Here is a 17,100-nt window from a genome sequence, read left to right on the forward strand (position 1 = left end):
AGATCCGGCCACTTGTGCGAGGGCTGTGGACCCTCGTGGAGGGGGAGGGAACAACACGTGGGCAGACACGCCCTGAGACGGGGCGGGCCGGCCGCCGTCGTCTCCTCGCTCGCGCTCGCCGTCGTGGCCGCGTCCGTCGTCGTCCTGTCGGAGGGCGGCGGCTCGGCCGAAGCGACCGAGGCCGAGACCACCGCGATCACCCTGGCCGACCCGAGCTCCGCCACACCGCGCGCCGACCGCCCGTACGTCGCGGGCGACACCGGCTTCCTGCACCGGCAGACCGGCAGGACGGGACTGCTGTGGACCGACTACACGACCGGCCGGACGGTGACCGTCGAGAACGCCGGTGGCGTCTACACCCCGCACACCGGCTGCACCAACCTCGGTTCCGAGTGCCGTACGGCCTGGTACGGGTCGGACAGCGACCTGGTCGCCCTGCCGACGGCCCTGACCACCTCGTCCGTCACCCTCTGGGACCCGGCCACGGCCACGTCCGGGAGCGTGAGCTGGGCGAGCTCCAGCCACGGCTACTACCGGGGCCTGGCCGGGGACACGATCGTCACCGGCTACTCCCTGATCGACAAGGCCGACGGCGCGTGGCGCACCCGCAAGGTGACCGGCGAGTGGACGAACATCCAGGACGACGAGGTCGTCGCCGCGGACTCCGACGGTGTGCTGTGGGCGCGGGGCGGGTCCGTCGACTACATCGACGTCGATTCGGCCGTGAACGCCGTCGCCTTCACCGGCGCCGGCGACGCCGACCACTACGTGATGAGCGGCGACCGGGTCGGCTGGTACGACACCAGCACCTTCACCCTGCACCTGAAGTCCCGCTCCGACCTCACCGCCGCCGACCAGGTCGTCACCCTGCCCGCGCACCCGGGCACCCTCGACGGCGACCCGGTCCTGGCCGGCGACTGGCTGCTGCTCCCGCTGTCCTCCGACTCGCTCGGCTCCCGCCTGGTCGCCGTCGATGTCGACGACCCCTCGGTGCAGCGGACCCTGCTGGACAGCGCCGGCGCCTACACGCTGGCGGCCGGCGACGGCACCGCCCTGGTCACCGGCGGCACCGACGCCACCGACTGGTGGGTGCGGCGGGTGAGCCAGGCCGCGGACGGCACGCCGCGGCTGACGAAGGTCCAGCAGTCCCCGGCGGTGGAGAACGCCAAGACGGGCATCGCGCTCAGCCGAGGCAGCCTGCGGGTCGCCGAGGACGACCCGGCCGCCACCGCGGACACCACCTCCGTGCGCACCCTCACCACCGACGGCTCCGCCACGCTGACGGCGTCCGAGGCCACGGCGAGCCGCTCGGTCTACCAGGCCCTCTGCCCGTACGAGGGCACCACCTGCTCGGCGCTGTGGGGGAACCTCGACGCCCGGGACGTCTACCTCGACGCGAACGGCGGCACCGACGAGGGCGAGAGCCTCGGCGACGACCGGCTGGCGGAAGTCGGCGGCAACGACCTGGACTTCGGCGGCCAGGGCGGTCACATCGTCGACGTCTCCGACCGCTACGCCGTCTACGACTCCGGCGGCACCGCCCCGGCCCAGTACGTCGGCGAGTTCGGCCAGGGCCAGAAGCTGAAGCGGTCCGTGCGCGCCGCCGCCCTGAACGGCTCCACCCTGTGGAGCGCCACCACCACCGGCGGCAAGCTGACCTCGTACAGCATCCCGCTGGAGAAGACGCTCACCACGGTGACCGTGCCGGGCCTGGCCTGCGTGCCGAGCGAACTCCAGGCGGCGGGCCGCTGGGTGTACTGGGCCTGCGGGACGGACTCGGCGGGCGTGTACGACACCAAGGCCGGTACGGCGACCGCGGTCACCCCCGGCGACGTGCTGCTCGGCGACGGCTTCACCGTCCGCCACGACCACACCGCCGACACGCTCGTGCTCACCGAGGCGGCCACCGGCACCACCCGCACGATCGCCTCCGGCCTGGCCGACAAGGGCCTGACCGTGGACCGCCGTTACCGCTGGACGGTCGACGAGTACACCGGTCTGGTCGCCTGGTTCGACGACTACGAGCGCACCCACGTCACCACCACCGGCATCACCCCGTCCGCCGTGACGGCCTTCAGGACGTCGGCCGGCAGCTACACGGACCCGGGAACGCCCTTCGAGGGCAGCTGGGTGCTGTCCCGCCCGGTCACCTCCTGGTCGCTCACCCTCACCTCGCTCCAGAGCGGCGCGAACGGCAAGGCCACCCGCACCCTCACCGGCGGCGCGACCCCGGCCCGGGTGGCGGCGACCTGGAACGGCACGACGGCGAGCGGGAGTTACTTCCCCAACGGCCATTTCACCTGGACCCTGAGGGCGACCGGCCTCGGTACCGCCGCCGCGAACACCGTGACCAGCGGTGAGGGCTTCCTGCAGCGCGGCGCCCCGGTGCGCCGCGACTTCGTCAGCCCCGACGGCCCGGACGGCCGGGGCGACCTGCTCACCCTGAACTCCTCGGGCGGACTGACCTTCCACAGCGGCACGGGGACGGGGAAGTTCGGCGACAAGTACACGGGCACCGGCTGGGCCACGACCGTCATGGCGGTTCCCTTCGGCGACCTCGGCGGCGACCGCTGCAACGACGTCCTCGTCCGCTACAGCAGCGGCGCGCTCCGGCTGTACAAGCCGGGCTGCGGGAAGGCGGTCAAGCCGTCGACGTCGTACACCACCCTCGGGACCAGCGGCTGGACGCAGTACAACGCGCTCACCTCGCCCGGCGACGTGAGCGGCGACGGCCGCCCGGACCTGATCGCGCGGAACGCGTCCACCGGCGCGGTCTACCTCTACAAGGGGACGAGCACCGGCAAGCTCGCCGCCCGCGTGAAGCTCTACGACAACTGGAAGGGCTACAAGAAGATCGTCGGCACCGGCGACCTCACCGGCGACCTCACCGGCGACGGCAGGGCCGACCTCCTGGCCCAGGACACGTCCGACAACCTCTACCGCTACGACGGCAAGGGCGACGGCACCTTCGCCGCCCGCGTCAAGGTGTTCACGAACTGGGGCGGCTCGTACAACGCGGTCGTCGGCGTCGGCGACATCACCGGCGACGGCCGCCCGGACCTGGTCTCCCGTGACACCGGCGGCAAGGTGTGGCGCAACAGCGGCGACGGAAAGGGCTCGTTCGGGGCGCGGGTGCAGATCGCGAGCGGCTGGAGCGGCTACAAGGCCCTTTCGTAGCCGGTGAGTCGGTTCCGCCGAAGGCGCCCGGGGACTTGATGTCCCCGGGCGCCTTTCGCTCAGCGGTGGTGGCCGGGTTTCGGGTGGTGCGCGCCGCCCGGGGGCGGGCGCTTGGTGATGGTCACCCTGAGGGGCGGTGACGCCGGGCCGACATTGCCCGCGAGGTCTTCGAGCCGTACGGAGAAGCCGTACCTGCCCAGATCGAGCGGGGCGCTGAGGACCTCGTACGCGCCGCGTGAGGTGACGGTGTCCGTTCCGACCACCGCCGGGCGGTCGCGGCCCGCCGGGTCGGCGATCAGCCGGACCAGGGTGTTGGGCTCGGCCCGCCAGCCCTGGAAGGCGGGCTTGCCCATCGACGTGATGTTGTCCCGGTGGTCGCCGGTGTCGCTGGACGCCAGCAGGTCAGGGGCGTGCGGGCGCCTCGGCGCGGTGGTGTCGAGGGTGATCAGCAGGGGGTGGGCGCTCTCCGCCCCGGAACCGACGACGTGGGAGACCCCGGGGACGGCCGGGTCGTCGGAGCGGTCGACGATCACCACCTCCGCGGTGATCTGGTTCTCGCCCTTCGCCAGGACGGGGCGCAGGCGGATCCGGTACAGCCCCGGTCTGGTCACCGGGTCCACCGGCCGGGCGAAGCCGACGAGCCGTCCGTCGCGTTCCACGGCCACCTTGTAGCCGGGGGTGTCGTCGGCGAGGGTGGCCGTGGCGTTCTGCGGCGACAGCGGGATGCCCGCGGCCCGCAGCTCCGAGTCGTCGACCCGGAGGAAGATCTCCGGTCCGGCGAACCTGGTGACGTCGTCGTTGTCGTAGCGGCCCGAGTCGGACCTGCGGGCGAGGTCGAGGCCGAAGGGCACGGGGGCCGCGTGGTCGACGACGGTGAGGTCGTAGGTGGCCTGCGGCGGGTCGGTCGGCGAGGCGTCACCCGGACTGGTCGGGTCGGCGACTCCGGCGTCGCTGACCGCGAGGAAGTACGGCTGGTCCTTGACGACCGGGATGCTGAGCCCGCTGGTCGAACTGCCCGGCCTGGTGGTGGCGACGGTACCGGTGGCCACCTTGGTGCCGAACTTGTCGTACGCGCGGATCTGCAGCCCGGAGATCACCTCGTTGAAGGCGATGGCGGCCCGCAGGTGCCCGGTGCGGCGGGGTTCGATCCGGAAGAAGTCCACGTCGGTCGCGTTGTGCAGGGTCAGGCGCGGTTTGGTGACCCTGTTGCGCGTGTCGAGCGCGGTGGCTACGGCGGTGTCGATCGAGTCGTTCGGTTCGAAGCGGTCGGGGAAGGCCCCGAGCAGCGAGAAGACGTCGAAGTAGGTGGTCTGGTTGCCCTGGGCCGGGGTGGTGGCCGTCGGCGGGGTGCTGTTGCCCGTCCAGCTCGCGTAGCCGATTCCGTCGGTCGCCCACAGCCCGTTGTACTCCCCGATGCGCAGGGTCTGCTGGGTGGAGCCGGCGCCGCACGCGAAGCGGCAGGGGGCGTTGCGGTCGGGGTCGAAGAGGGCGTCGCTGACCCGGAAGTCCCGCGCCCAGGTCTGGCCGCCGTCGCGGCTCGTGGTGCCGTAGAGCTCCAGCAGGAAGTTGTTGGTGCCGTTCGGCCCGGTGCCGAAATTGCGCCGGCCGCCGCGGTTGTCGTACCAGGTGACCACGGCGTTGCCGTCCTGGTCGATGTGGGCGGTGGGCATCACGGCGAAGGTCTGGCCCGGCCCGTGGTCCACCCGGCCGCGGGTGAAGGTCTGCCCGTTGTCCGTGGAGCGGGCGATGACGACGTCGGCGTCGTCGCCGTTCGCGAAGACGTTGTTCGGGTCGTCGTTGGCGACGACGTAGACGTTCCCCGGCCGGGCCGGGTCGGCCAGGACCCACGGCTGCATGCTGCCCTGGAGCCAGAAGTCGGTCCCCGGGATGTCACCGCCCGGGGAACTCACCACGTTGCAGGTGATGGTGGCCTGCCCCGCGCCGAACGCCGTCGTCCGCTGCTCGACCGTGCCGGCGGCGAAGTCGGCGCCGCCGGAGCCGTCCCGGAGGAGCTGCGTGGTGCCCTGGCCGGGCAGTCCGTCGGTCCCCTCGACGCACCCGTTGGCGTGGTAGGCGACGTAGAGGTCGCCGTTCGGGCCGACGGCCGCGTGGGAGGGCCATACGTTCCCCTCACCGGCGGCGGAGACGACCCTCGGCGCCGACCACGCAGTGGTCCCGCTCACGAGACGGGAGAACTGGATCTGCCACGGGGTGCCGAGGTGCGACCAGACGACGTAGAGGTTGTCCCGGTACGGGCTGGCGGGGTTGGTGTCGGCCACCAGCCAGGGCTTGTCGTCGTTGACGGCGCTGTTCGCGCTCACCTGGGTCGCCGTGTACGTCTGGGTCCCCGGGGTCGTCAGATCGTTGATCCGGGCGACGCCCACCCCGAAGCTGGGGGCGGTGTTGAAACTCGTGGAGAGATGCGCGACGAACAGCCGCCCCCGCGAGTCGAAGGCGAGGGAGGGGTCGCCCGAGCAGGGGAGGGTCGACGTCCGCGTGATCGGGAAGCCGTCCTTGCCGAAGTGGTTGTCGATACGGACGGTGCATCCCTGCATCACGGCGACCTGGCTCGGCCTGCGGGGATTGACGGTGGCGTTGTGCGGCTCGTTGCCGTTGGTGGCGAGACTCCGGTCGGTACCCGCCCACGCGGGGGCGGCGGGTCCGACGATCAAGAGCGACTGCAGCATGAGCAGCATGCTGCCGACGACGGTGAGGACCCGCCGTTGAACGCGGCTGTTCAACAGGGGTCCCCCTCTCGGGTTTCGCTCATCCCACTCCTTCTGGTCCGGTCGGCGTGCGGGCAGCCTGAAAACCCGCTGATCAGGCCAGACGACTGTTACACCGCGTTACCGCTCATCCCGAGAGCCCCCGACCGGGACACGCCCAATTCACCAAGACCCCCACCGGAACCAGCCGTACGGAGCAGCTCGGCGCCGGTATACAAGAGGTATGCCGACGAGGCCGATGACGCCGATGAAGGTCGGCATCCCCGAGCAAGAAGGCTCCGAGGAGAACCGCGCCGTGAGCAAACCCGAGCTGGAGTTCCACTTCCCCGACGGACCGTGGCGGACCCCGCCCGGCGGCGGGCCGGGTGTCGAGGAACGCGTCCTGGCCGAGGACCCCGGGCGCGGATCCCGTACCGCGCTCGTCCGCTGGGCGCCGGGGACCGACACCTCGGCGGACGGGGTGACCCGCCACGACTTCTGGGAGGAGGTGTACCTCGTCGAGGGCGCGCTCCACGACCTGACACTCGGGCGGACCTTCACCGCCGGCATGTACGCCTGCCGTCCGCCCGGCATGCCGCACGGCCCCTGGACCTCCCGGGACGGCGTCACCATGCTGGTGATCACCTACCCGGACACGCCCTAGCCCCGCACCATCTGCGCGGGCGGTTACCAGGCGAGGGCGTCCTCGGCGTTGTCCTGCCAGTAGGTGACGGTGGCGGTGCTGTTGAAGAAGATGCCGGTCTTGGGGAGCTTCAGGGTCTTCTCCTTGTTGATCGCGTTGCCCTTGCGGTCGGTGAAGAAGACGCCCAGGGTCTTCTCCTTGGCGCCGCCCTCGCCCTCGGGGGTGGACGTGGTGATGCCCGCGTACGCGGACTTGCCGGGCTTGAGGGTCACCACGGCCTGCGGAGTCGTCTCCTCGGCCCACGCCAGCGGGGCCTGGGCGTCGGCGCCGGCGCGGAGGAAGGGGGCGATGTAGGCGTAGCAGGGCTTGGTACCGGTGTTGGTGGCCTTCAGCAGCAGGTGGTTGATCGGGCGGGACACCCGGGTGACGGTCAGCTTGGTGTTCGCCGTGGTGCAGGTGACGACCGAGGAGGCCTTCGCGGTGGCGGCGGAGGCGGTCTGCCCGGTGGCCTGGAGGCCGACGAGCGCGAGGGCGGCGGCGACGACCATGGAGGAGGCGGCCGTGCGGGAGGCGAAGCGGGTGGCGATACGCATGAGTTGACTGCTTTCTCTGGAGGCGCGGAAGTGCGGAAGTGCGCAGGTGTGGGCACCGGCCGTGTCCGGTGAGGTGCCGTGTCCGGATGACCGAAGACTGTGGCCTGCTCCGTCCCGCCCGCCATTCCTCCTGGGGGTTTCGGGACGCTGGAATGATCGAACTGGCTCTGAGCTGCGGAAACGTTGGCTGCCTGGAACGCCGGACGGAACGGGACCGGCGGTCGCGGTGCGGCGGGTACGGCTCCGCTTCCGGGACGGCAGGGCCTACTGTGATCCCCGTGAGGCAGGCAGGCGTTGGGAAGGATGTTCGGCGATGACGCCCCTGAGCACCGGGGACCCGGAGTCCATAGGCGGGTACACCCTTCTCGGCCGGCTCGGGGCGGGTGGCATGGGAGTCGTCTATCTGGGCGTCTCCGCCTCCGGACGGCAGGTCGCGGTCAAGCTCGTGCACGGGCCGTATGCCCAGGAGGAGGAGTTCCGCACGCGCTTCCGGCAGGAGATCGCGGCGGCGCGCAGAGTGAGCGGCGCCTTCACCGCGCCGGTCGTGGACGCCGACCCGGACGCCGAGCGGCCGTGGATGGCGACCCTCTACGTACCGGGGCTCAACCTCGCCGAAGTCGTCGCGAAGGACGGCCCGTTGAGCCTGCGCCGGCTGCGCGCGCTGGGGCTGGGGCTCGCCGAGGCGCTGCGTGACATCCACCGGGCCGGCCTGGTGCACCGGGACCTCAAGCCGGGCAACGTCCTGATGACCGAGGACGGCCCGCGCGTCATCGACTTCGGGATATCGCGCGCCGCCGACAACCAGCTCCTCACCACGACCGGGCGGATGATCGGCACCCCGCCCTTCATGTCGCCGGAACAACTGGCCGCTCCCCGGGACGTCACCCCGGCCTCGGACGTGTTCTCGCTGGGCTCGCTGCTGGTGTTCGCGGCCGTCGGCACGGGACCGTTCGACGCCGACAGCCCGTACATCACCGGCTACCAGGTGGTGTACGGGACCCCGGACCTCGGCGGGGTGCCCGCGGCGCTCCTGGAGATCGTCGAGCGCTGCCTGGACAAGGAGCCGGACGCCCGGCCGGGACTGGCGGACATCCACCGCATGCTCCAGGAGCTGCCGGAGTCCGACGCCACCGCGTCCCCGCGGACCGGCCGGTCCGCGCAGCCGCCCGGCCGCCCCACGTCCCGCGGCACGGCCACCACCCCCACGGACGCCACGGACGTCACCGCCGGCGCCGGTACCGGGAAACGCCGCCGAACCCGGATGCTGCTCACCGGTCTCGCCGCGGTGCTGGCCCTCTCGGGGCTGGGCGTCGGGGCGGCGGCCCTCGTGGCCGCCCCGGCCACCACGGCCGCCTCCGGGACCGCCACCGCCACGGCCGCCGCCCGTGCCGCGTCACTGCCCGCCGGCTGGCGGCCGTGGCAGAAGCAGCTGCGGTACGCCGTGCAGGGCATCCCCGTCGACTACAACACCTCCGGATGCGTGACGGAGGACGGCGGCCTCTTCTGCGGCGGTACCGGCTTCACCGCCGCCGGCATCGACCCGGCCTCCGGCCGCACCCTGTGGCGGGCTGGCACCCGCCCCCAGGGAGTGCGGCCGATCGGCGCGCGCGACGGGCTGGTCTACATCTACGAGGAACCGGACGACAGCAACCGGCGCGTGGTGGCCCTCGACGCCGCGACCGGGCACCGGCGGTGGCAGCGCGACGTCAACGCGTCCGACGACGCGGTCCTGTACGACGGCGGACTGCTGACCCTGTCTCCCGACCGCGCGGAGTTCGTGGCCTACGGGCCGACCGGCAGGGAACTGTGGCGGGCGCCCTCGCTGGACGAGTACTGCACCCCGTCGGCGCTGGGCGGCGCCCCTACGCCCTGTGCTCCAAGGGCACCGAGGCCGGCCAGGCCCCCGTCGGGCTGATGAAGCTCGGACCCGGCAGCCTGAGCGAGATCGCCACGCTGCCCAGGAAGGCGCAGGCGCTCGGCGCCGTCGGCGGGCAGCCGCTGTTCCTCGCCCCGCAGACCGCGAAGGACGTGTACGAGGCCGGGTACGAGCGGCCGTACAACGCGCTGCTGCGGGTGGCCACGGAGACCGGGCAGGTCAGCCGGATACCGCTGGCACAGCCGCTGACCGGCGCGGCCACCCTGGTGGACGGCGTCGTCTACTTCGTCCGGTCCGACGGGTCGGTCACCGCGGTGTCGGCGGACAGCGGCAAGCGGCTGTGGCGGAAGGTGACGGACGTGGAGAGCCTGTCCGCGCCCGCGGTGTCGGCGACGTACCGGCGGGTCTACTTCGCCAACCGCTTCGGCCGCCTGCTGGCACTGGACAGCCGCACCGGGGCGGAGGTCTGGCGCACCTCCGCACTGGCCGACCCGGGGGACAAGACGCAGGCCTATCCGCCGCGCGTGCTGCTCATCAAGGACGCGATCGTGGCGACAGCCGGCGACACGGCCTTCTCCCGAAGTCCGGACGGCCCCGACTGACCCGACCGAACTGCCCGAGCGACCGGCTCACTGCAGGTGGAGGCGGGTGAGGGCGGTGGTCCAGTCGGTGACGATGGCCTGCTGGGCGGCGGCGAGGGTGACCCGGCCGGCGCAGACGGCGGTGTGCAGTTTGGTCTCCACCGGGTCCTTCTTGTTGTTGACTCCCTGGCTGCTCCTGTGGCCGGGGTCGGCGGGTTCGACCCACAGGTTCCGGTAGTCGTTGGGGTCGCCGCCGAGCTGGAGGCTTATGAGGTGGTCGTACTCGGCCTCCGAGGCGCTGCCCGTGTAGCCGTAGGAGACCGCGTTGAGCTTCTTCTCCTTGCCGGTGACGTACGCGGAGGGGCGCACGCCGGAGGTGTAGCCGCCCTTGCGGCAGATCGTCGAGTTCAGGTCGGCCTGGGTGACGGCCGGGGAGATCGCGCCGGGCGTGCACTTCGGGTCCTCCAGCGGCTCCCCGTGCTCGTAGCGGTAGTGGCACGAGCCGGCCGCCGGCTGCTGCTGCACGGTGTAGTGCTTCTGCGGGCCCGCCCCGGTCGCGATCGCCCGTCCCGCGCCGCCGTTGCCCGGCACCGCCGCTGAGGGACCGCCGCTCCCGGACGGCGTGGACGTGCCCAGCGAAGTGGACTTACACCCCGTCAGCAACAGACAGGCGAACACGACGGGTGGCACGAGACGGCGGGCAGAGCGCATAACGACCCCTCAGAGGCAGGCGGCGACTGAGCAGATACTCCCCTGCCCCGGTTCGGCCCTACCGCGCGGGGCACGGAGTGAAAGGCGCACATGTCGTACCGGGCGCACGCGTGGTGGTGATCACCGAAGGTGCCCGCGTGGATACGGCACGCATTCGTCGACGAATGCGTGCCGTCCCAGGGGTGATGTCTCCTTACCCCTTTGGTGTTATATGAGCCGTATGCACCAACTGCTCCTGCGGATGTGGTCCCGGCGCGGGATACGCAGCGTTGCGGGCCAGATGTTCGTTCTGCAGGTCGCGGTCGTCCTGGTTCTCGTGGCGGCGGCAGTCCTCGCCCTGCTGCTGCAGTCGCGCGGCGACGCCGAGCGCGAGGCGCAGAACCGCACGCTCGCCGTGGCGTCCTCCGTCGCGTCGTCCCCCACGGTGCGGCAGGCGCTGGCGGACGGTCGTCCGGGCGCCGCGCTCCAGCAGCAGGCAGAGGAGACCCGCAAACGCTCCCACGTGGACTTCGTCGTCGTGATGACCCCCACGGGCATCCGCTACACCCACCCGAACCCCGCCCAGATCGGGCAGCACTACATCGGCAGCATCACGGCGGCCCAGCACGGCGGCATCGTCACCGAGACGACCGTCGGCACGCTGGGCCCCTCCGTCCGGACCGTGGTCCCCGTGACCGACGCGAAGGGCAAGGTCATCGGGCTGGTGTCGGCGGGGATCACCATCCACCAGGTGAGTTCGGCGGCCGGCCGGCAGGTGCCGCTCGTCCTGGGGGCCGCGGGACTGGTGCTCGCGGCGGCCACCGGCGGAAGCGCCCTCATCGGCCGGCGGCTGAGCCACCAGACGCACGGTCTCGGACCGGTGCAGATGACGCGCATGTACGAGCATCACGACGCCGTTCTGCACTCGGTGCGCGAAGGTGTCCTGATCGTCGACCCGCGGGGCCGGCTGCTCCTGGCCAACGACGAGGCCAGACGCCTGCTGGGGTTCGCGGCCGACCTGGAGGGCCGGCCCGTCGCGGAGCTGGGACTGGACCCGGGGGCCGAACAGCTCCTCCTGTCCGGCCGGGCGACCACGGACGAGGTGATCGAGGTCGGCGACCGGCTGCTGGCCATCAGCCAGCGCCCGATGGCCCGGCCGCCCGGCCCCGGGGGCTGGGTCGCCACGCTCCGGGACACGACCGAACTCAGTGCGCTGATCGGCCGCGTGGAAGTGGTCCAGGAACGGCTCAGGCTGCTCTACGACGCCGGAATACGCATCGGCACCACCCTCGACGTGACCCGCACCGCCGAGGAACTGGCGGAGTTCTCCGTGCCCGGGTTCGCCGACTACACCACCGTCGACCTGGCCGACGCCGTGCTGCGCGGCGAGGAACCGAACCACATGCCCGCCGCCGAACTGCGCCGGGTCGCCCTGCGCGGCGTCCGGCTGGACGTCCCGCTCTACCCGCCCGGCGTGCTCATCCACTTCGACCCCGCGACCCCGCAGGCGTCGGGTTTCGGTTCCGGGCAGATGGTGCTGGAGGCCGACCTGGCGGCGTTCTCCGGCTGGCAGGCACAGGACCCGGACCGGGCGCGCCGGCTCCTGGCACACGGCGTCCACTCGATGATCACCGCTCCGCTGCGGGCCCGCGGGGCGATCCTCGGCGTGGTCACCTTCTGGCGGTCGAAGGAGCCGACCCCCTTCACCGAGGAGGACCTCTCCCTCGCGGAGGAGCTGGTCGCCCGCGCCGCGGTGAGCATCGACAACGCGCGCCGCTTCACGCGGGAGCACACCATGGCCGTCACGCTGCAGCGCAGCCTGCTGCCGCACGCCCTGCCGGAGCAGAACGCGGTCGACGTGGCGCACCGCTACCTGCCGGCCGAGGCCGGGCTCGGCGGATTCGGCGTCGGCGGAGACTGGTTCGACGTCATCCCGCTGCCCGGGGCGCGGGTCGCGATCGTCGTCGGCGACGTCGTGGGACACGGGCTGCACGCCGCCGCCACCATGGGGCAGCTGCGCACCGCCGTGCACAACCTCTCCACGCTCGACCTGCCGCCCGACGAGCTCCTCTGGCACCTGGACGAGCTGGTCACCCGCATCGACCAGGACCGGGACGGCGACCCGGAGACCCCCACGCTCACGGGCGCCACCTGCCTGTACGCGATCTACGACCCGGTCTCCGGCCGGTGCACGATGGCCAGCGGGGGCCATCTGGAACCCATCCTCGTGCACCCCGACGGCCGGGCCCGGCTGCCCGGGGTACCGGCCGGACCGCCGCTGGGGCTGGGCGGGCTGCCGTACGAGAAGACCGAGGTGCTCCTGCCCGAGGGCAGCAGCATCGTGGTCTACACCGACGGTCTGGTCGAGGACCGGCACCACGACATCGACGAGCGCATCGAGAGGCTGCGCCGGGCCGTCGAGCCGGCGGGGCGCACCCCGGACCAGATGTGCCAGGCGGCGATGGACGCCATGGTGCCCGGGCCGCCCCGCGACGACGTGGCCCTGGTCGTCGCCCGGACCCGGCTGCTCGACGACAAGCACACCGCGTCCTGGGAGGTGCCGTCCGACCCCGCGGCCGTGGCCGGGGTGCGGGCCGCCGCCGCCGAGCAGCTGCGGGACTGGGGCCTGGAGGAGGAGGCGTTCACCCTGGAGCTGACCCTCAGCGAGCTGGTCACCAACGCCATCCGGCACGCCACCGGCCCCATCGGGGTGCGGCTGATCCACGACCGCAGCCTGATCTGCGAGGTCGCCGACGGCAGCAGCGTCTCCCCGCACCTGCGCCGGGCCACCACCATGGAGGAGGGCGGCCGCGGCCTCTTCCTGGTGGCCCAGTTCGCCGACAGCTGGGGGACCCGCTACACCTCCGCGGGCAAGGTCATCTGGACCGAGCAGCGGCTCGGCCACGCGGCCCCGTAGAGTCGCCGCATGGTGATCGCGACGGTCCGTGCATGGCACGACGAGGAAGGGTGGGGGGTACTCGACTCTCCCGAGACACCCGGCGGCTGCTGGGCCCACTTCTCCGACCTCCCGAGAGGCGTGTCGCTGTCGGCGGGGCAGCGGGTGGACCTCCGGTGGGAGAAACCCCGCTCCGGGCAGGACGGCTACGCCTACCGGGCGGTGGACGTCGTGCCCCGGCCGGCCTGACGCTTCCTCGCGCGCGAGCCGGCCCCGCCGTCCGGCTCACCGCGCGTCACCGCGTGCCGATGCCTACGCTGGACTCATCACCGCGCCGGGCATGACGGGGGCCCCGCGTGAGGCGGGTGGCGGTCCGGCTCCCTGCGGCACCGGAACCGGAAGGCAGTCTCGTCATGGCTACTGCACCTGAGTTCGACACCCCCGTCCTCGACACGATCGCCGCGATGACGATCGACTCCGTCGAGCATTGCCACATGGACGAGCAGACGCTCATCCTCAGCCGGATCGCCGCGCTCGTGGCCATGGACGCCCCGGCGATCTCCTATCTGGCCCACGTCAACCCCGCGATCAAGGCCCAGTTCACCGTCGAGCAGCTGCAGGACCTCCTCGTCGCCATCGCGCCCGTCGTGGGCACGGCACGCGTCATGTCCGCGGCCGGCCACATCGCCCAGGCCTTCGGCGTCGCCCTCGACCTCGCCACCAGCGAGGCCGAGGCCATCGCCCGCGCCGAGGCCGACAGCCGCACCGGCATCTGACACGCCTGGGCGGCCCGGCCGCGCCGTGCGGCCGGGCCGCCCCTACTCGCTTCCTGCTCCCTACTCCCGTTCAGCGCCTACGCGTTGTACGCATGGTCCTCGCCCCGGCCGTCGTCGATGACGAAGAGCGGCTTGGCGCCATGGGCGGGTGCCTCGGCGAACGCGACGGCCTCCGCGAAGCGGTCGAGCGGGAACGGCCGGCCCTCGGGGATGGTCAGCACGCCGTCGGCGACGAGGGTGCGCACCTCGGCCAGCGCGTTCAGCGCGTCCGCGGGTGCGGCGGTGCCGAACCAGCGGTTCAGCCAGAAGCCGCGGACCACCTTGGTCTCGTAGATGAGCGAGCGCGCCGACAGCGGAACCGTCAGCGCCGCCGGGTCGGTCTGCCGGTGGGTGGAGAGCGCGCCGTAGACCACGACCTCTCCTCCCGGAGCCAGGGCCCGGGACACCTGGGCGCCGGTCTCGCCCGCGACGCAGTCGACGGCCTTGCGCACCCCGGCCAGTCCGGCGATCTCGCTCACCCGCCGCACCAGGTCCTCGTCCTCGGTGCAGACGACCTCGTCGCCCCCGAGCGCCTTGATCTCCTCGACGGCGGTGCGCCGCCGCACCACATTGATGGTGGGGACGCCCAGATGCCTGGCCAGCTGGATGACGAGCCGGCCGACGGTGGAGCCCGCCGCCGTCTGCAACAGCCATTCGCCCGGCTGTACGTCGAGTTCCCGGGCCACCAGGAGCAGCGCGGTCAGCGGGTTGACGGCGAGCTGGCAGGCGCTGGAGTCGCTCAGCCGGTCCGGGACCGGCAGCAGCCGGTGCGCGTCGGCGACCAGGTACTCCTGCCAGGTGCCGGACACCCGCGGCCCGGGCACGGCCGGCACGGCGACGGCCACCACCCGCTCGCCGATCCGCAGGCCCCCGGTGTCCGGGCCCAGGGCCTCGATACGGCCCACGCACTCCATGTGCCCGCCGACGGTCGGAAACTCGGGGGCGAAACCGTAGCGGCCACGCAGTACATGCAGATCGCTGGCGTGGATCGGGGTCGCCCGCACCCGGATCAGCGCCTGACCGGCTTCCGGCGCGGGAACGGGCCGGGACTCCAGCCGCAGGACATCGTTCGGCTCACCGACCTCGCCGGCTACGAGCGCGCGCATGGATCGCGGCATGAGTGACCTCTCGTCTCCCCCGCACCCCTCCCAGCGTGCGCTCCTTCGCTGGCACTGTCCTGTCGTGCGCGGCCGGATCCCGCCTCGGCGAACCTATCGACACGCCATTTTCCGGGCGGCACGGCTCTCGATCCAGAGGCCACTCGGATCACGGCCGTCACCGACATCGACCCGGCGCGCGCCGCGGAGGCCGCCGAGCCGGTCGGCGCCCGGGTGCTGCCCGACGGCGCCGCCGTGGTCGCCACCGGCGACGAGCCCACCGGCCCCTCCGCCCGGGACGGCTGCGCAGCCACCGTCATCGCCGACGCCACCGTCGCGGCCCGCGAGTCGGCCGCCGTCATCACCGTGGAAGCCGCGCCCGGCCTTCTGCGGCGGACGCGCCGGACAACCGGCCATGCAGGGCGCCGAGCCGCCGTCACCGTCGGGCTCTCACTCGATGGTGTGAACGGCTTTCGGACGCACCGCAGTTGCCTGCGGAGCGGGGGTTTTGGCCGGGTGTGTCCGGCCTAGACTCCGCGCACATGTCGCTCTGGCTGCTCAACCACTTCAGCACCTTCACGCTGGCCGTCCTCACCGTCGGCGGGACCGTCGTCCTGGCCGTCGGCGGCAGTGTGCTGATGCGCCGCAGGTACCCGTCGCTGGCCCGGGGCGAGCACAACGACATGGTCGGGGTGACGCTCGGGATGTTCGGCGCGATCTACGGCATCATCCTCGCCTTCGTGATCGTCACCCTGTGGACGCAGCTGGAGGACACCCAGACCATCGTCTCCTCCGAGGCCACCGACACGGCGCTCATCACCCGGGACGCCGCCGCGTTCCCGGCGGCGGTGCGGGCCCGGCTCGACTCCACCCTCAGCGGCTACGTCCACGCCGTCGTCGAGGACCAGTGGCCCCGGATGCGCGCGGGCCACCCCAGCTACGGGGCAACCGAGTCCCACCTCCAGGCCGCCTTCCACGTGCTCCAGACGTACGACCCGAAGACCGAGCGGGAGCAGGTCTTCTACGAGCAGGCCGTCGGCCATCTCGACGACGTCGCCTCCCAGCGCCGCGCCCGCATCACCATGGCGCGCCAGGAACTCCCTGTGCTGCTCCAGGTGCTGGCCATCGGCGGCGCCCTCGTGCTCGTCCCGCTCACGTTCCTCTACGGCATGCGCAAACTGCGGGTCCAGATGCTGTTCGTCGCCTCGGTCGCCGGGCTGGTCGGGTTCAGCCTCCTCCTGGTCTTCGTCCTGGACCGCCCCTTCGCCGGTGACCTCAGCGTCAGCCCGGCCCCGTACCGGGAAGGGGCCCTCGCCCAGTTCTGGCCGCGGTGAGCCCCGAGCGGGGTGCCGGGTGATAGTGGGGACATGCGACCCGCCCCCGGTCGGCCCGCCCCCGGTCGGCCCGCCTCCGGTCGGCCCACCCCCGGCCGGACCGCCCCCGCCCCGCGCGTGGTGATCGTGATGGGGGTGTCCGGGTCCGGCAAGTCCACCGTGGGCGCCGGGCTCGCGCGGCTGCTCGGGGTGCCGTTCCTGGAGGGGGACGCCCTCCACTCCGCGGCGAACCGCGCCAAGATGGCGTCCGGGCACCCGCTGGACGACGCCGACCGGCGGCCCTGGCTGGAGGCGGTCACGGAGTGGATCCGGGCCACCGCGTCGGGTGGCTCCGGAGGCGTCGCCGCGTGTTCCGCGCTCAAGCGCGCCTACCGCGACCGGTTCCGCGGCACGGGCGCGGACGTCTGGTTCCTGTACCTGGCCCTCGACCACGACGTGGCCGCGCGGCGCCTGGCCCGGCGCACCGGCCACTTCATGCCGCCGGCGCTGCTCGACTCCCAGTACGCCACCCTGGACCCGCTGCACCCCGACGAACCGGGCGTCACCCTCGACGTCAACGCCGCGGAGAGCCCGGCGCAGGTGCTGGCGGACGCGGTGCGGGCGGTTCGGGCGGCGCCGGGGGGCACGGCGCCGGACCGGTGACCAAGCCTCGCCCGGGCCTCGCCCGACGAGCCGGAGCAGAGGCCCCGGCAT

The 17,100-nt window shown here is 72.6% G+C and carries 13 protein-coding genes; 9 read left to right on the top strand and 4 right to left on the bottom strand.

Translation table 11 applies throughout. From position 1 onward, the window contains the following. The first annotated feature begins 57 nt into the window (after positions 1-57). Entirely contained in the window at positions 58-3,177 is a 3,120-nt protein-coding gene (locus ACIPSJ_RS18540) for an FG-GAP-like repeat-containing protein (protein ID WP_401346921.1), read from the top strand. A 59-nt stretch (positions 3,178-3,236) separates the two neighbouring features. Here ACIPSJ_RS18540 and ACIPSJ_RS18545 read toward each other — a convergent pair whose 3' ends face one another. Then, on the bottom strand, positions 3,237-5,918 hold the full coding sequence (locus ACIPSJ_RS18545) for an Ig-like domain-containing protein (protein WP_401346925.1): 2,682 nt from the start codon (positions 5,916-5,918) through the stop codon (positions 3,237-3,239). 280 nt (positions 5,919-6,198) lie between these two features. On the opposite strand from ACIPSJ_RS18545, the gene ACIPSJ_RS18550 reads away from it, so the two are divergent. Then, positions 6,199-6,546, top strand: a complete 348-nt coding sequence (locus ACIPSJ_RS18550; protein WP_359206516.1) for a cupin domain-containing protein — start codon at positions 6,199-6,201, stop codon at positions 6,544-6,546. Positions 6,547-6,569: 23 nt separating this feature from the next. On the opposite strand, the gene ACIPSJ_RS18555 is transcribed toward ACIPSJ_RS18550, so the two are convergent. Continuing rightward, positions 6,570-7,118 (bottom strand): DUF4232 domain-containing protein, encoded by a 549-nt coding sequence (locus ACIPSJ_RS18555; protein WP_359206514.1) that lies wholly within the window; start codon positions 7,116-7,118, stop codon positions 6,570-6,572. 313 nt (positions 7,119-7,431) lie between these two features. Here ACIPSJ_RS18555 and ACIPSJ_RS18560 point away from each other — a divergent pair, with 313 nt between their 5' ends. Both ACIPSJ_RS18560 and ACIPSJ_RS18565 read left to right on the top strand, forming a co-directional pair. Next, entirely contained in the window at positions 7,432-9,033 is a 1,602-nt protein-coding gene (locus ACIPSJ_RS18560; protein WP_401346927.1) for a protein kinase, read from the top strand. Then, positions 9,033-9,596, top strand: coding sequence for a PQQ-binding-like beta-propeller repeat protein (locus ACIPSJ_RS18565; RefSeq protein ID WP_401346930.1), 564 nt, complete (start codon positions 9,033-9,035; stop codon positions 9,594-9,596). Before ACIPSJ_RS18560 ends, ACIPSJ_RS18565 begins: the two co-directional genes overlap by 1 nt. A gap of 27 nt (positions 9,597-9,623) precedes the next feature. On the opposite strand, the gene ACIPSJ_RS18570 is transcribed toward ACIPSJ_RS18565, so the two are convergent. Then, positions 9,624-10,286, bottom strand: coding sequence for a hypothetical protein (locus ACIPSJ_RS18570; protein ID WP_359206511.1), 663 nt, complete (start codon positions 10,284-10,286; stop codon positions 9,624-9,626). A gap of 220 nt (positions 10,287-10,506) precedes the next feature. Here ACIPSJ_RS18570 and ACIPSJ_RS18575 point away from each other — a divergent pair, with 220 nt between their 5' ends. The 3 genes from ACIPSJ_RS18575 to ACIPSJ_RS18585 all read left to right on the top strand — a co-directional run bounded on the left by ACIPSJ_RS18575 (position 10,507) and on the right by ACIPSJ_RS18585 (position 13,937). Continuing rightward, positions 10,507-13,182, top strand: a complete 2,676-nt coding sequence (locus tag ACIPSJ_RS18575) for a SpoIIE family protein phosphatase (protein WP_359206509.1) — start codon at positions 10,507-10,509, stop codon at positions 13,180-13,182. A 9-nt stretch (positions 13,183-13,191) separates the two neighbouring features. Beyond that, positions 13,192-13,410, top strand: a complete 219-nt coding sequence (locus ACIPSJ_RS18580) for a cold shock domain-containing protein (RefSeq protein WP_359206507.1) — start codon at positions 13,192-13,194, stop codon at positions 13,408-13,410. A 164-nt stretch (positions 13,411-13,574) separates the two neighbouring features. After that, on the top strand, positions 13,575-13,937 hold the full coding sequence (locus tag ACIPSJ_RS18585; RefSeq protein WP_359206505.1) for a carboxymuconolactone decarboxylase: 363 nt from the start codon (positions 13,575-13,577) through the stop codon (positions 13,935-13,937). Between the two features lie 77 nt (positions 13,938-14,014). Here ACIPSJ_RS18585 and ACIPSJ_RS18590 read toward each other — a convergent pair whose 3' ends face one another. Next, complete coding sequence (locus ACIPSJ_RS18590) at positions 14,015-15,082, bottom strand: zinc-dependent alcohol dehydrogenase family protein (protein ID WP_401346934.1); 1,068 nt, start codon at positions 15,080-15,082, stop codon at positions 14,015-14,017. A gap of 533 nt (positions 15,083-15,615) precedes the next feature. On the opposite strand from ACIPSJ_RS18590, the gene ACIPSJ_RS18595 reads away from it, so the two are divergent. Next, positions 15,616-16,407 (top strand): DUF4239 domain-containing protein, encoded by a 792-nt coding sequence (locus ACIPSJ_RS18595; protein ID WP_359206501.1) that lies wholly within the window; start codon positions 15,616-15,618, stop codon positions 16,405-16,407. Positions 16,408-16,440: 33 nt separating this feature from the next. Beyond that, positions 16,441-17,049 carry a gluconokinase gene (locus tag ACIPSJ_RS18600; RefSeq protein ID WP_401346937.1) on the top strand — a complete coding sequence of 203 codons (609 nt, stop codon included), beginning with the start codon at positions 16,441-16,443 and terminating at the stop codon, positions 17,047-17,049. Positions 17,050-17,100: the final 51 nt, after the last annotated feature.

This window comes from Streptomyces sp. NPDC090088 (assembly GCF_044747345.1).
In the GTDB taxonomy this organism is placed as follows: domain Bacteria; phylum Actinomycetota; class Actinomycetes; order Streptomycetales; family Streptomycetaceae; genus Streptomyces.

Coding starts and splice junctions, on each gene's coding strand:
- ACIPSJ_RS18600 (WP_401346937.1), top strand. CDS start 16,441: ATGCGACCCGCCCCCGGTCGGCCCGCCCCCGGTCGGCCCGCCTCCGGT.
- ACIPSJ_RS18570 (WP_359206511.1), bottom strand. CDS start 10,286: ATGCGCTCTGCCCGCCGTCTCGTGCCACCCGTCGTGTTCGCCTGTCTG.
- ACIPSJ_RS18585 (WP_359206505.1), top strand. CDS start 13,575: ATGGCTACTGCACCTGAGTTCGACACCCCCGTCCTCGACACGATCGCC.
- ACIPSJ_RS18590 (WP_401346934.1), bottom strand. CDS start 15,082: ATGCGCGCGCTCGTAGCCGGCGAGGTCGGTGAGCCGAACGATGTCCTG.
- ACIPSJ_RS18595 (WP_359206501.1), top strand. CDS start 15,616: ATGTCGCTCTGGCTGCTCAACCACTTCAGCACCTTCACGCTGGCCGTC.
- ACIPSJ_RS18565 (WP_401346930.1), top strand. CDS start 9,033: ATGAAGCTCGGACCCGGCAGCCTGAGCGAGATCGCCACGCTGCCCAGG.
- ACIPSJ_RS18580 (WP_359206507.1), top strand. CDS start 13,192: ATGGTGATCGCGACGGTCCGTGCATGGCACGACGAGGAAGGGTGGGGG.
- ACIPSJ_RS18560 (WP_401346927.1), top strand. CDS start 7,432: ATGACGCCCCTGAGCACCGGGGACCCGGAGTCCATAGGCGGGTACACC.
- ACIPSJ_RS18575 (WP_359206509.1), top strand. CDS start 10,507: ATGCACCAACTGCTCCTGCGGATGTGGTCCCGGCGCGGGATACGCAGC.
- ACIPSJ_RS18555 (WP_359206514.1), bottom strand. CDS start 7,118: ATGCGTATCGCCACCCGCTTCGCCTCCCGCACGGCCGCCTCCTCCATG.